This is a genomic window from Brevundimonas albigilva (assembly GCF_023573565.1).
GTDB classification, from domain to species: Bacteria; Pseudomonadota; Alphaproteobacteria; order Caulobacterales; family Caulobacteraceae; genus Brevundimonas; species Brevundimonas albigilva.
In genome coordinates this window covers 2,523,526-2,537,657 of record NZ_CP097649.1, presented here as the reverse complement: position 1 = coordinate 2,537,657, position 14,132 = coordinate 2,523,526, and the positions used below count along the sequence as shown (strand labels likewise).

Below are 14,132 nucleotides of genomic sequence, written 5' to 3'. Positions count from 1 at the left end.
GTGGATAGAGGCATGAAGAAGGCGGGGATGCGGGCTCGGCCCGCGCTGCGATTGAAGGCGGCGGTTTGCCTGGCGCCGCTGGTGATGACCGCCGCCTGCGCCGCCTTTCCGACGATGACCACGTCGATCGAGCGGGGCGGGGACGGATCGCGGCTGGAAGGCGAGACCACGCTGCCTACGGTCGACGGCCCGGCCGGCTCCACGGCGACCGACCGCACCCCCGAACGGCTGAACGTCCCCGGCGCGGCGCGCCCGACCCGCACGCGCGAACCGGCCACCGAGGCCCAGATCGCCGCCCTGGTGCCGGACGAGATGGTGGACGCCACCCTGGCGCCCCAGCCCATTCCCCAGTTCGCCGCCACGGTCTTCGGCGGCCTGCTGAACCTGCCTTATTCGCTGGCGGGAGACGTGGCTTCGCGCGGCGAGATCGTGGCGGGCGGCACGGGCGGCTCAATCTCCAAGCGCGCCCTGTTCCGGCTGACCCAGCAGGCGCTGAAGCAGTACGGCGTGGATGTCTATGTCGACGGCGCGGGGGTGACGATCGGCAACGCCGAGGCCTCGTCCATCGGCGCGACGGTGAACCGCAACCGCGACGTCCCCAACGCCAGCGGCCGCGTGGTGCAGTTCTTCGCCGTGCAGACCATCGAGGTGAACGCCCTGCAGTCGCTGCTGTCGGGCCTGTTCCCCAATCTGGGCGGAGCGCGCATCACCCCGGACCCGCTGACCAACAGCCTGCTGATCTCGGGCTCCGGGCGCGACGTGGCGCAGGTGGTGCGGGTGCTGCGCGAACTGGACCAGCCGCGCTTCGCCGGCGGCCAGGTGCTGCGCGTCGAGCCGGTCTATTGGCCCGCCGACCAGTTGGCCCAGTCGCTGGAACAGGTGCTGAAGACCGAAGGCTATGTCGTCAGCCTGCAGGCCCAGGCGGCGCGCGCCATCACCATCCTGCCCTTCCCGCAGGCCAATCAGATCCTGATCTTCACCCGCGAGCCCGAGGCGCTGGACCGCGTCAACTACTGGGTCGGGCAACTGGACCGGCCGGCGGCGCTGGGCGACAAGGCCACGACCTTCGTCTATCAGGTGCGCAACACCGATGCGACGTCGTTGGGCGAACTGGCCATGGGCCAGACGCCGACGACCAACCAGGTCCAGACCCCGGTGGGCGTCCCCGGCGCGGTGCCCGCGCAGACGCCGACCGTCAGCCTGAGCGACGACGGGGGCCAGAACTCCAGCCGGTCACAGCGCGGCCGGAGCGGCGGCGGCTCGGGCCAGTTCATGAACGGCCGGCTGCTGACCGACCCGATCGGCAACCGCATCCTGTTCACCGGAACCGCGACCGAATACGCCCAGCTGCGAAACCTGCTGACCACGCTGGACATTCCCGCGCCGCAGGTGGTGATCGAGGTGATGATCGCCGAGGTGACGCTGACGGATTCGACCGATATCGGCGTCAGCCTGTTCGGACGGGAACAGCGTGGCGATGGCTTGCTGACGGGGTCGACCGAGGGATTGTCGCTGGGCAGCGGCGCGGGCGTCTTCTCGTTCACGGGCCCGGACTATCGCGTGCGGCTTGTGGCCAATGCGACCAACGACCGGGTCAACATCCTGCAGCGGCCGCAGTTGGTGACGCGCAGCGGCGGCGTCGCGCGGTTCCAGGTCGGCACGGACGTTCCGATCATCACGTCCCAGCGGGCGTCGGACAACACCAGCAACGGCGACACCGACATCCTGCAGAGCGTCCAGTATCGCCAGACCGGCACGATCCTGGAGATCGAGCCCGTCGTCTATGGCGACCGCGTCGACATCACCATCAGCCAGGAGCTGTCGTCCGCCGGCGCTTCGCCGCCCGGAATCGCCAGCCCGACCATTCTGAACCGCAGCCTGACCACGCAGATCGCCATCAAGGACGGCTGGACCGGCGTTCTGGGCGGCCTGATCGACAATCAGTATTCGAAGGTGAACACCGGGATTCCTTTCCTGAAGGACATTCCCATCGTCGGGTCGGCCTTCCAGTCGAACACGGTGGAAGGCGGGCGGACCGAGCTGTTGCTGCTGATCACCCCCTATATCGTGCGCGGGGACGAGGACATGGCCGACTTCGCCGACCAGTACGCCAACAACATGAACGCCGCCTTCCGCACCGGACGCGGCTGGTCCTATACGCTGACGCCGTGGTCGGTCGGGACGTCCCGTTTCCGGGGCATCGGCTTCGACCTGCCCAGTCCGCTGCCGGCGTCTGAGACGCCGCCGCTGATCCCGCGCCGGGGCCGCCCCGGGATCCCGCAAGACATCGACGGCGCGCTGGAGGCGGCGCCGGCCGCGGATGCGCCGACCGAACCGACCGTCACGATCGAGCCGACGCCCGGCGCCTAGCCGAAGGGGTCGGCCAGGGGATCGGCCCCGCCCAGGCGACGCCAGCCCATCCGCTCGAAGGTCAAGGGCGGGGGCGGGCGGCCCTCGCGGCGGTCGATGGTCACCGCCACGGTGAAGCGCTGGACCTCGAAGGCGCCGTTGCCGCTGGGAAAGCCGGCGTTGACGATGGGGCGGCCGATCGGCGTGGAGCTCCACTGGATCACGTCGCCCTCGGGTATGGCGATCTCTCCCTCCGGATCGCTCATCGGATTCAGTTCGCGCAGCAGGGCGATGGCGTTCTCCTGGGCCGTGACCTGGGCCATGGCCTCGACCGCGCGCTGCTGGCCGCGCGCCATCTGGATCTGAAGCTGGAAGATGGCCGTCAGGGTCATGGCCGCGATGGCCAGGGCGACCAGGGCCTCGATCAGGCTGAAGCCCGCGCGGCGCCGCTTCGTCACACCACACCCTCGTAGACGCTGGACAAGGCCAGGACCAGCGACAGGGCCACGAAGCCGACGATCAGCGAGATCACGGCGATGGCGATCGGCTCCAGCAGCGAGGTCATGCGCTTCATGCTGTCCTTGAGCCGGTTCTCGTAGTTGTCGGCCATGAAGCCGAACATGGCGCCGACCGCGCCCGAGCGCTGGCCCGCGCGCAGCAGCGACAGGTCCATCGCCTCCAGCTTGGTGTGCGCCGCCAGCGACGCGTCCAGCGTCATGCCGGCCTTGAGGTCGCTCTCCAGCCGGTTCAGGCCCTGGCGGAAGGGACCGATGGGCACGGCGGCGCGGGCCAGGCCCACGGCCGAAAGGATGGGCACCCCGTTGTTCAGCGCAAAGGCCGTCAGCCGGGCCCAGGACGACACCTCGCGCGCCTGGAGCACATTGCCCACGACCGGCAGGCCGTGCGCCACGGTGTAGGCGCGCGCGCGAATCTCGGGGTTGGTGACGATGAAGGCTACGGCGGCGGCCAACACGCCCAGGACGATCAGGACCAGGGCCGAGTTGGCGTTGGCGAACTCCCCCGCCGCCAGGACCCAGCGCGACATGGCCGGGACGTTGGAGCGGTCGTCGCCGATCATGGCCCCGAAGCGCGGCACGACCTGGGTGAAGATGAAGGCGATGGCGGCCACCCCGGCGCTGAGCAGAAAGGCCGGATAGGTCATGGCGTTGCCGAACTCCTTTCGGAGCCGATCCTCGTAGGCCATCTGCTCTGCCGCCTGTTTCAGCACCTCGGCGATGCGGCCCGAGGCCTCGCCCACGCGGGCCATGGCGTAGAGGTAGTCGGGAAAGCCGGGGACGTTGTCCTCCAGCGCCTGGCCCAGGGAATCGCCCCGGCGCAGGGCGGCGATGGCGGCCTGGAACTGCTGGCGGCCCTTTCGCGCCTGCATCCCCTGCGCGACCGTGTCCAGCGCCTCCAGCAGGGAGACGCCGGCCTCCAGCATCAGGCCCAGCTGGCGCAGGATCAGCACCCGCTCGGCTGGCTTCAGATTGCGGTTGGCCCCGTCGGCGCGGGCGGCGACCGCCGGGGCGATCTTCAGCACCGTCAGGCCGTCCGACGACAGGCGGCGCACGGCGGCCGCCTCGGTGCCGGCGCTGATCACGCCCTTGACGATCTGTCCGTCCCGCTGGGCGGCCTGGTACTGGAAGGCGAGGTCGGTCATCGGCGGGCGGGTCAGACCGTCTCGACGCCCGCGTCGCCGCCGGCGATGCGGTGGATTTCGCTGAGGGCGGTCTCGCCGCGCCGGGCCTTCAGATAACCGTCGTCGACGAAGCTGAGAAAGCCGTCGCCGCGCGCCGTGGCGGTCAGCCGGTCCTCGTCGGCGCTGTCGCGCAGGCCGGCGATCAGGGCGGGGGACATGGGCGCGATCTCATAGACGCCGACCCGGCCGCGAAAGCCGCTCTGGCCGCATTTGGGACAGCCGACGGGCTCGCGCCAGGCGGCGGGTTCGCGCTCGGCGAGGGGGCGCAGGTGGGCGGGCAGCGAGCGTTCGTGGGCGGCGGCCTCTTCGGGCGTCGAGGGCCGGGCGCAGTCGCACAGGCGGCGCACCAGCCGCTGGCCCGCCACGCCGCGCAGCACATCGGCCAGCAGATAGTCCTCGATGCCCAGGTCCAGCAGGCGGGGAATGGCGGCCAGCGCGGTGTTGGTGTGGACGGTGGAGATGACCAGGTGGCCGGTCAGGGCGGCCTGCACGGCGATGCGCGCCGTCTCGGGGTCGCGGATTTCGCCCACCATGATGACGTCGGGGTCCTGGCGCAGGATGGACCGAAGGCCGGCGGCGAAGGTCAGGCCGATCTCGGAACGGACGCGAACCTGGATCACGCCCGGAAGGTCCAGCTCGACCGGATCCTCGACGGTGATGATCTTGCGCTCGCCGTCGTTCAGGTGGCTGAGCAGGCGATAGATGGTGGTGGTCTTGCCCGAGCCGGTGGGGCCGGTGATCAGGAAGACGCCGTTCGGGTGTTCCGACAGGGTCAGGAAGGTGCGTTCCTGGGCCGGGCTGACGCCCAGTTCCGACAGTTCGGGCAGACGGCTGGTCTTGCCCAGCAGGCGCAGAACGATCGATTCGCCCCAGGAGCAGGGCAGGGTGGAGACGCGCAGGTCGATCTCCTGGCCCGAGACGCGGATGGTCTGGCGGCCGTCCTGCGGCAGGCGGCGCTCGCCGATGTCCATCTGGGACAGCAGCTTGATGCGCGAGGCCACGGCCTCGAAATTGGCGCGCGGCGCCGCGCGGGCGGTGGACAGGACGCCGTCGATCCGCATCCGCACCAGGAAGCGGTCCTCATAGGGTTCGACGTGGACGTCGGAGGCGCGGCGGGCCAGGGCCTCGGCGAAGACGCTGTTGACGAAGTCGATGGTGGGGGCTTCCTGCGCCAGTTCGCGCAGGCGCGCGGCGTCGGCGCCGGTCCCGCTCATCAGGTCCAGACCGGGCGCGGCGTCGGCGTGCAGGTCCTGGGTCAGGGCCTCGATCAGGGAGCGCTGGGCCAGCAGGAAGTCGATCGGGTCGTCCGAAACCTGGGCGATGCGCTCAGCCAGCTGGGGATCCAGCGGCTGGACGCCGGCCAGGCGGACGCGGCCGGTCTCGTCGTCGCGCCAGGCGACGGCCTCGGCCTCGGCCCACCAGGACAGGGGCGAGCGGATTTCGGCCAGGAAGCCGGCGACCTGGTCGGGGCGGGGGCCGTCCTCGGCCAGCAGGATGGGCAGGTCCAGCTGTTCGGACACGACCTCCAGCAACTGGGCTTCGGAAATGGCGCCCAGACGCACCAGGTTCAGGCCCAGAAGGCCGCCGTTCTGCTGCTGCAGGGTCAGGCCGTTGGTCAGGTCGGCGGGGCGGATCAGGCCGCGCTCGACCAACAGTTCGCCCAGCCGCCGACGGTCGGGCGCGGGCAGGGCGGGAAAGCGGATGGCGACGGTTTCGACGGTGTCGGTCAAGGCGGACTGCGCGGGCAAGGAATGACCCGGCGTTGATAGCCGGTTTTCCCGCCGCGATCACGCGCCGCGTGGCGGGAGGGGCGGCGCGCAAAAGAAAAGGGAGGGCCGAAGCCCTCCCTTCCCAAAATCCAGAAGGATTTTTGTCGGTTACTCGACGTCAGCCGAGTCGGCCGGCGTTTGCTCGGAAGCAACGGTGCCGTTCGACAGCTCGGTGATGCCGCCGTTGGCGGTTTGCAGGTAACGACGAGCCGTGATGTTGGCCGGCGGGGCTTCGACGCTGATGCGCACGTCGCCGCGGCCGAAGGCGCCCAGGGCGGCCGTCAGCGACGCGGTGCTGATGCGCACTTCGCCGTTGGCCGGGATGCTCGGGGCGATCTGCACCGGAGCGCGCGAGACCGAACCCGTTTGGTTCAGCACTTCGGCGTAGACCGGACCGGTCGCAGCCGTGCCGGTGTTGCCCAGACGGATACGGTTGGTGGTGCCGCTTTGACCCGAAACGGTCTCGTCGTTCAGCCAGGGGAACACGACGTTGGTGCCGTCACGACCGATACGCTCCAGGTCGCCCTGAGCCGTTTCGCTCTCGACGTAGAACGTCGGGTTCAGCTGGTACGTAACCGTCGAGCGGTAATCCGAGGTCGGGATGGCCACAGCCGGGGTCTCACGGGTCACGATGAAGGCGTCCGGAGTCGTGGCGGTAGTGCCGGCTTCGACCAGCGAGCCCAGCAGCGGCGAACCAGAAGCAGCCGTGTGGGTGACTTGCGACGCAGCTGCATTGAACGTGCCAGCCACACCACCCAGCGTGGCGCCGCCGCCCGTGCCATTGAAGGCCGAGAAGTTGCCGACCGTCACGATGCTGGCGCTTTGGACGTCGGCGACGTCGACCAAGGCCTTGGCGAGGTTGCGGTAAGCGGTGGTGTCGACGGCGATGCCGATGGTGCCCAACTGGCCGACGGTGGCGGTTTCGGTGGCATTGTTGTGGCCCGGAGCGCCGACCTTAAAGGTCGTGTAGACCGGGGTCACGGTCAGGGTGGCGTAGGTGTCGTCCAGAGCGCCTTGGCCGATCACGCCGTTGATGAACGCATTGAAAGCGCTCGGACGGGTGACGATAGTCAGTTGCTCTTGGTTCGCAGCGGTGGCGGTGTTGGTGGAATCCGGGTCGATCGGGCTGCCTGCTTCGGTGGTCAGCGTGGTCGTCACAACAGTGGAGCCTGTGGCACCCGGGGTGACCGGCAGGTCAAGATTGGCGACGTTACAGCTGGCGCCCGCCGACGACACGAGGAAACGTGCCGTGGTCGAACCCGAAGCGCCGCCCGAGGACAGAACCACGGTACAGCCCGGAGCGACGACAGTCGACGACGTCAGGCCCGAAGCAAACGAGCCGTTGGTCAGGTCGATCTGGATGAAGTTGTTGCCCGAGGGGAAGCTGCTGCCCGTAGACAGCGCAGCCGCGAGTTCGAAGGTCGCGGAGGTCGGCGTGGTAGCCGTGGATTCGACCGCCAGCTTGTACGGCGACGTTGCGCCGCCCGTACCGCCGTTGGCACCCCCCGGCGCGCTGCCGTTGATGTTGGGAGAAGGCGCGGTGCGATATTGCAGGGTGTGAGCGCTGGCGGCGCCCGCGAAGGCCATAGCGGACAGAGCCGCCGCAGCCAGAAGGATGTTCTTGGTCATAAGGATATGGTCCCCTCAGAGAAGCCTTGATGTGTGGACGAAGCCAACTTTAGACGCCTTCCGGCCACAGTCCTGAACTCGAATTGAGTCGGAGGCTGCGTCCACGGCACCCGCCTTGTATCCCGCGCCAATCCGGGGCGTCAAGCCGGTTGTGGCCAAAATCGTGGCGCGGTTGAGTATTCGAAAAACCGATTGAATTCCGCGATGTGGGAAGGGGAAATTGGTCTTCCCGGCGTTCGCCGAATGTGGCTCGGGCGCCGCAGTCGATGCGTTAATGCGAGACTTTCGCGCTTTTTCAGAGGTGAAATCGTGACCTGAGTCGATGAAATCTTAAGGCCAAGGTCATTTTTCTATCAAGATTTCACGGTTCGACTTGTCACTTTTGAGATGACTTCGATCAGTCGAACTGTGTCGCAAACAGCAATGCGGCGACAGGCGTTCGGTTGCACCGCGTGATCAGAGACCCAGCGCCGTGCGGATGGCGCGCCAGTCGACGTACTTGAAGTTCTGGGTGCCGACGTCGTTGACGTCGTCCTGGATGACCACCAGGCCCTCGGGGAAGGGGCCGACCGGACCGCCCAGGGCGGCCAGGCCGTCGGTGCCGGTCACTCCGTCGACGGCGCCGTCGACCACCACGAACCGGCCCTTGTATTCCGGCGCCGCGCCGTCGATGCGCCAGACGGGGAAGGTGGAATCGCCCTGGCTGGAGCCGATCAGATAGCGGGCCTGGCCGTCCGCGAGCGTGGTCAGCCCCTCGGCGTCGGCGACCAGGACGCCGGGCGCGACCGGCTGGACCAGGGTGCGGGCCGCCCCCGACGCGGGGTCCAGCCCATAGCGCCACAGGCCGACATTCTCCTCGTTGACATAGAGGGCGTCGGCGCCCTCGTCGGCGGCGCAGCCCTCGGAGATCGAACCGATCTCGGCGCGGCGGACCTCGCGCGCTGCGGGCGCGCCGGCCGGGTCGGCGGTCAGGACGAATTGGCGCAGCTCGCCCTCATGGCCGACCAGGACGGCGTGGATCTCGTCGCCGCGCCTGCCGAAGCAGAATCCGTAGGGCTCGACCACGTCGGTCGCGATGGAGCCCCAGTAGCGCACCCCGTTGTCGCCGGTCCCCGCCGGGTCGAACAGATAGAGGGCGACGCCGGTCTTGCCGGGCGTGCGGTCGCTGGCGCCCAGAACCAGCTGGGGCCGACCGGCGACGCTGAGGCCCTCGGCCACGTCGACGTTGTTCAGCAGGCCCTGGGGCATGAACTGCAGCATCTGGCCGTCGAAGCCGTAGATATAGAGACCGGACTTCTTGTCGGTGCCGGCCACGAAGCCGGAGGTCTGCCGGCCCATGACCGTGACGGGCGTGGCGGAGGCCCAGACCGCGGGGTCGTCGGCGGCGTCGTCGCCCACCGTGCCGACCGACGGCGTCTCCAGCACCGCCATGACCGGCGCGCCCTGGCCGACGAAACCTTCGCCCTCGCCTTGGAAGTCCACCTCGTGCGTGGCGCAGGCCGCCAGCAGGGAAAGGATGGAGGCGGCGGCCGTCAGGCGAGCGGCGAAACGAAACGTCGGCATGGCGAACCCCCGCATATGAAACGTCGGCGCCCTGATCATCGTCGCGCGCGGCCAGGTCAACGGCGCGAGAATGACGATTTCCCTTCGCTTTGGTGACGACCGATCCCGATACGGAAGTTTCGTCATGCGTCGTTCCCAAAACGGCGATGCAGTCGTCGCGGAACCGTCGTTATCGCTTCGCGCCTCGGCAATATGCGCAGCGCCATTCGTCGGCGACCGCGCCGGCCCAGGGGATTTCGCATGAAACTGCATCTGCTCGCGGGCGTCTCGCTCGCGTCCGTCGCCGTCGTGTTCGCTTCCGGCGCGGCTCGCGCCGAAGCGACCGCCGCCGCCGTCTCGGCCGCCATCGCCGGAGAGGTCGTCCACGGCCGCGTGGTCAACGGCGCGGGCGAGCCGCTGCCGGGCGCCGAGGTGCGCGTACGCGGCTCGGGCCAGCGCGCGGTCACCGACACGCAGGGCGAGTTCAACCTGGTGCTGCCGACCGGCCAGGCGGTGCTGGACGTCAACTACATCGGCCTGCCCTCGACCAGCCAGCCGCTGACGGTCGCCGCCGGCGGCGTGGATCTGTCCATCGTGCTGGGCGGGACCGCCACGGACCTGGCCGACGTTGTCGTCACCGGCCTGATCTCGGACGGGGTGGCGCGTTCGCTGAACCAGCAGAAAAACGCCGATGGGACGCTGAACGTGCTGTCGGCCGACGCCATCGGCCGCTATCCCGACCCGAACGTGGCAGAGTCGCTGCAACGCGTGCCCGGCATCGCCATCCAGCGCGACCAGGGCGAAGGCCGCTACATCAACGTGCGCGGCGCGCCCTCGGCCTTCACCGCCGTGTCGGTGGACGGCGTCCAGGTGCCCGCGGTCGATCCGGGCACGCGCGCGGTCGATCTGGACACCCTGCCCAGCGACATCGTGTCGAACGTCGAAGTGTCCAAGACCCTGCTGCCCAGCCAGGACGCCGACTCCATCGCCGGCGCCGTGAACATAAAGACGCGCTCGCCCTTCGATCGCCGCCGGCTGGTGCTGAACGGCTACGGCGGCGGCAGCTACAACGACTACGGCGGCTCGGACGTGCGCGCCGGCGCCACCGTGTCCAACGTCTTCGGGCCGAACGAAATCTTCGGCGCCCTGGTCTCGCTCAGCTATTCGCAGACCAATCGCCGCCCCGAGAACGTCGAATCCGGCTGGACCAAGATGGAGACGCCGGAAGGCGGCGAGGTCTTCGCCCTGGAAGAGAGCCTGTTCAAGGACTACGACACCGAGCGGACCCGCCAGGCCGTCACTGGCGCGCTGGAATACCGCCCGTCGGACAACTTCCGCGCCTGGCTGCGCGGCTCGTTCGCCCAGTTCGAGGACGACGAGTACCGCAACCAGCTGCTGCTGACCTATGACGAGGACAACCTCCAGCCCGGCGCGACCGACAGCGCGGCGGAATTCTCTGAGGTGACGGTCGAGCGCCAGCTGCGCCACCGCACCCAAAAGAACGAGATCACCATCCTGTCGCTGGGCGGCGAGCGCACCTTCGGCAACGGCGCGGTGTGGGACGCCAACCTGTCGTGGGCCGACAGCGAGCAGACCTATCCGAACCGCAACGAGCTGCTGTTCCGCTCCGAGCTGGAGCCGACCGTCTCCTACGACTTCTCGGGCGACCACTACGAGCCGACCTATTCGATCTTCGAGACGGGCGAGCATCTGGACGCCTCGGAATATGCGTTCCGCGAGAACGTCTACCGCTCGAACACGACCCAGCAGGAAGACGTCGCCTTCCAGACCAACGTCGAACTCCCGTCCAACTTCGGCGGCCGGGACGTGACCTGGAAGTTCGGCGCCAAGTACCGCACCCGCGACGTGACCGCCGACGAGGAGCGCTTCCGCAGCCGGGCTTCGGCCGACGCGCCGTCGCAGACCTTCGCCGATCTGCTGACGGACTCGCCGTCGCGCAACTACGGCTACTTCCTGGGCGACAAATTCGACAGCGGCCTGGTCGACGACTATTTCGCCAGCCACCGCGCCACCTCGGGCCGTCGCATGCCCGACTCGGTGGTCGCCGACTACGAGGCGCAGGAGGACATCCTGGCCGGGTACGGACAGGCCCGCCTGGACATCGGCGCCACGAACGTCGTCCTGGGCCTGCGGGTCGAGCAGACCAAGTTCGAAGGCTCCGCGCCGACCTATACGGTGACCGAGGACGGCGACGAGATCTATTCGACCGCCAGCGTCGATCGCGACCAGACCGACTTCTTCCCCAGCCTGACGGTCCGCCACAGCTTCTCGGACAACCTGATCGGGCGGTTCGCGCTGACGCGTTCCATTTCCCGCCCCGAGTTCAGCCAGATCGTGCCGCGCCGCATCGAGGAGACCGACGGGACGGATATCTCCTACGAGATCGGCAACCCGGACCTGGAACCGACGCTGTCGAACAACGTCGACCTTGGGCTGGAATACTATTTCGCCTCGCTGGGCGTGGTGTCGGCCAACGCCTTCTACAAGGACCTGACCGACTATCGCTACGTCCTGACCTATGAGGACGAACTGAACATCGGCGGGACGATCTTCGACGCCGAGTTCGAGACCCCGATCAACGCCCCGGACGGCCACATCGCCGGCCTGGAACTGAACTGGCAGCAGAAGTTCGGCTTCCTGCCGGGGCTGCTGTCCGGATTGGGCGTGTTCGCCAACTACACCTGGACCGACGCCGAGATCACGACCGCGCAGCCCTATGGCGGCCGCACCGACTTCGCCTTGCCGGGCCAGTCGGACAACAACTACAACGTCGCCGTCTTCTACGAGAAGGCGGGGGTCAGCGCCCGTCTGTCCTACACCAAGCGCAGCGACTACCTGGAAGAGATCAACGCCGACGATCCCGATTTCGACCTGTACGTCGAAGGCCGCGAGCAGCTGGACTTCACGGCTAGCTACGACTTCGGCAACGGGGTGGAGGTCTTCACCGAGGCCAAGAACCTGACCAACTCGGCCGGGACCCGCTACTACGGTTCGCGCGAGCGGACCTACGAGTACGAGAAGTTCGGCTACAACGTCTTCTTCGGCGTGCGCTTCAAGCTCTGATCCGCGATCAGAAGCGGTGAGGGGGCCGGGCGGCGACGTCCGGCCCCTTTTCGTCGTCTGCGACCCTCCAAAGGTCGAGATCGGGCCCCATATGGGGGCGGGGCGGTTGACCCCGGCGGGGCGTCTGCCTACAGCCCCGCATAGTCTGTATTTGCGCGTCGTCTCCCCCGCGCCGAACGATCAGAGGACACCATGGCCGAAGCTTCCTACGACGTCGTCATCATCGGGGGCGGCCCGGGCGGCTACAACGCCGCGATCCGCGCCGGTCAGCTGGGCCTGAAGGTCGCCTGCGTCGAAATGCGCGAGACCCTGGGCGGCACCTGCCTGAACGTCGGCTGCATGCCGTCCAAGGCCTTGCTGCACGCCTCGGAGCTGTGGGACGCCGCCAACGGCGAGTTCGCCAAGATCGGCATCGAGGTGAAGCCCAAGCTGAACCTGCCCCAGATGCACAAGGCCAAGGACGACAGCGTCGGCCAGCTGACCAAGGGCATCGAATTCCTGTTCAAGAAGAACAAGGTCGAGTGGCTGAAGGGCAGGGGCAAGATCGTCTCAAAGGGCAAGGTCGAGGTGACCGCCGCCGACGGATCGGTCCAGACCGTCGAGGCCAGGAACATCGTCATCGCCACCGGCTCGGAGCCGACCCCGCTGCCGGGCGTCGCCTTCGAGGACGGCAAGGTGATCGATTCCACCGGCGCCCTGTTCCTGCCGGCCGTGCCCAAGAAGCTGATCGTGGTCGGCGCCGGCATCATCGGCCTGGAGCTGGGCTCGGTCTGGCGCCGCCTGGGCGCCGAGGTGACTGTGGTGGAGTTCCTGGACCGCATCACGCCGGGCATGGACACCGAGGTCGCCACGACCTTCCAGCGCACCCTGACCAAGCAGGGCATGACCTTCAAACTGGGCGCCAAGGTCACGGCCGCCACGTCGGGCAGGGACGGGGTGGAGCTGACGGTCGAGCCGGCCGCCGGCGGCGCCGCCGAGACGATCAAGGGCGACGTCGTTCTGGTCGCCATCGGCCGGCGTCCATACACGGACGGCCTGGGGCTTGAGAGCATCGGCGTGACGCCGGACAAGCGCGGTTTCATCGATCACGACCACTTCAAGGTCGCCGACGGCGTCTGGGTGATCGGCGACGTGACCCACGGGCCGATGCTGGCGCACAAGGCGGAAGAGGACGCCGTGGCGGTGATCGACACCATCGCCGGCAAGTACGGACACGTCGACTACGCCCTGGTTCCCAGCGTGGTCTATACGGCGCCTGAAGTCGCCTGGGTCGGCCAGACTGAGGATCAGCTGAAGGCCGCCGGCGTCCAGTACAAGAAGGGCAAGTTCCCCTTCACCGCCAACAGCCGCGCCAAGATCAACCACGAGACCGACGGTTTCGTGAAGGTGCTGGCCGACGCCGCGACCGACAAGGTGCTGGGCGTGCACATCATCGGCCCGCAGGCCGGCGAGATGATCCACGAGGCCGCCATCACCATGAGCTTCGGCGGCGCCTCGGAAGACATCGCGCGCACCTGCCACGCCCACCCGACGCGTTCGGAAGCCGTCCGTCAGGCGGCCATGGATGTCGAAGGCTGGATGATGCAGGCCTGACGGCCGCCGGTCGCCCTAGCTGAGAACACCCAGCAACGGCAGGCACAGCACGCCCGCCGTCACCATGGTGTAGGCCGCGAAGGCGTCGACCGACAGTCGACGCCCGCGTCGCGCCACGGGCTTGCGCGCGCGGATTTCGGCGGTCGGCCACAGCAGATAGGCGGCCTGGATCGACCAGCCCGCCAGGAAGGCCACGACCGCCAGCGCGCTGAGCAGCGCCAGCGCCAGGCCGGACAGCAACACGACCAGGCCGCCCAGGGCGATCACCAGATCGGCCGCCCGCTCGCGCGGGCTGGGCGCCAGGAAGCCCGGCAGGGCGGCCTGGACGCGCCAGTTCGCCCACGCCTGATGCAGCAGCATCAGGCCCCCCAGGCCGTAGAACACCCCGATCGCGCGCGCCGCCCACTCCATGGCGAGAATATGGCCACGGAAATTATCGGCTGTAACGTCCCGAAATGAGAAAAGGC

At 68.4% G+C, this 14,132-nt stretch carries 9 protein-coding genes; 3 read left to right on the top strand and 6 right to left on the bottom strand.

The features are described 5' to 3' along the window. Nucleotides 1-27 precede the first annotated feature (27 nt). Nucleotides 28-2,370: a secretin N-terminal domain-containing protein gene (locus M8231_RS12565; protein ID WP_250201585.1), complete on the top strand. Its 2,343-nt coding sequence runs from the start codon at nt 28-30 to the stop codon at nt 2,368-2,370. Here the strand turns inward: M8231_RS12565 and M8231_RS12560 are convergent. From M8231_RS12560 to M8231_RS12540, 5 genes are all read right to left on the bottom strand, one after another. Further along, entirely contained in the window at nt 2,367-2,807 is a 441-nt protein-coding gene (locus M8231_RS12560; RefSeq protein WP_250201584.1) for a type IV pilus modification PilV family protein, read from the bottom strand. The two genes, M8231_RS12565 and M8231_RS12560, sit on opposite strands and share 4 nt — an antisense overlap. Further along, a complete protein-coding gene (locus tag M8231_RS12555; protein WP_250201583.1) occupies nt 2,804-4,009 on the bottom strand; it encodes a type II secretion system F family protein in 1,206 nt (401 codons plus the stop codon). The genes M8231_RS12560 and M8231_RS12555 overlap by 4 nt, the downstream gene beginning before the upstream one ends. 11 nt (nt 4,010-4,020) lie before the next feature. Beyond that, complete coding sequence (locus M8231_RS12550; RefSeq protein ID WP_250201582.1) at nt 4,021-5,778, bottom strand: GspE/PulE family protein; 1,758 nt, start codon at nt 5,776-5,778, stop codon at nt 4,021-4,023. A gap of 147 nt (nt 5,779-5,925) precedes the next feature. Next, nucleotides 5,926-7,446 carry a hypothetical protein gene (locus M8231_RS12545; protein WP_250201581.1) on the bottom strand — a complete coding sequence of 507 codons (1,521 nt, stop codon included), beginning with the start codon at nt 7,444-7,446 and terminating at the stop codon, nt 5,926-5,928. A gap of 456 nt (nt 7,447-7,902) precedes the next feature. Further along, the gene (locus M8231_RS12540; RefSeq protein ID WP_250201580.1) at nt 7,903-9,009 is read right to left on the bottom strand and encodes a phytase; all 1,107 of its coding nucleotides are present in this window, start codon (nt 9,007-9,009) and stop codon (nt 7,903-7,905) included. Nucleotides 9,010-9,249: 240 nt separating this feature from the next. On the opposite strand from M8231_RS12540, the gene M8231_RS12535 reads away from it, so the two are divergent. Further along, entirely contained in the window at nt 9,250-12,072 is a 2,823-nt protein-coding gene (locus M8231_RS12535) for a TonB-dependent receptor (protein WP_250201579.1), read from the top strand. Nucleotides 12,073-12,264: 192 nt separating this feature from the next. Then, nucleotides 12,265-13,665, top strand: a complete 1,401-nt coding sequence (gene lpdA, locus M8231_RS12530; RefSeq protein ID WP_250201578.1) for a dihydrolipoyl dehydrogenase — start codon at nt 12,265-12,267, stop codon at nt 13,663-13,665. 15 nt (nt 13,666-13,680) lie between these two features. Here the strand turns inward: lpdA and M8231_RS12525 are convergent, their stop codons facing one another. Then, complete coding sequence (locus M8231_RS12525) at nt 13,681-14,076, bottom strand: hypothetical protein (RefSeq protein ID WP_250201577.1); 396 nt, start codon at nt 14,074-14,076, stop codon at nt 13,681-13,683. Nucleotides 14,077-14,132: the final 56 nt, after the last annotated feature.

Bases quoted from the DNA above. Each gene is read 5' to 3' on its own strand.
- M8231_RS12565 (WP_250201585.1), top strand. From the start codon at position 28: ATGCGGGCTCGGCCCGCGCTGCGATTGAAGGCGGCGGTTTGCCTGGCG.
- M8231_RS12555 (WP_250201583.1), bottom strand. From the start codon at position 4,009: ATGACCGACCTCGCCTTCCAGTACCAGGCCGCCCAGCGGGACGGACAG.
- M8231_RS12545 (WP_250201581.1), bottom strand. From the start codon at position 7,446: ATGACCAAGAACATCCTTCTGGCTGCGGCGGCTCTGTCCGCTATGGCC.
- M8231_RS12540 (WP_250201580.1), bottom strand. From the start codon at position 9,009: ATGCCGACGTTTCGTTTCGCCGCTCGCCTGACGGCCGCCGCCTCCATC.
- M8231_RS12535 (WP_250201579.1), top strand. From the start codon at position 9,250: ATGAAACTGCATCTGCTCGCGGGCGTCTCGCTCGCGTCCGTCGCCGTC.
- lpdA (WP_250201578.1), top strand. From the start codon at position 12,265: ATGGCCGAAGCTTCCTACGACGTCGTCATCATCGGGGGCGGCCCGGGC.
- M8231_RS12525 (WP_250201577.1), bottom strand. From the start codon at position 14,076: ATGGAGTGGGCGGCGCGCGCGATCGGGGTGTTCTACGGCCTGGGGGGC.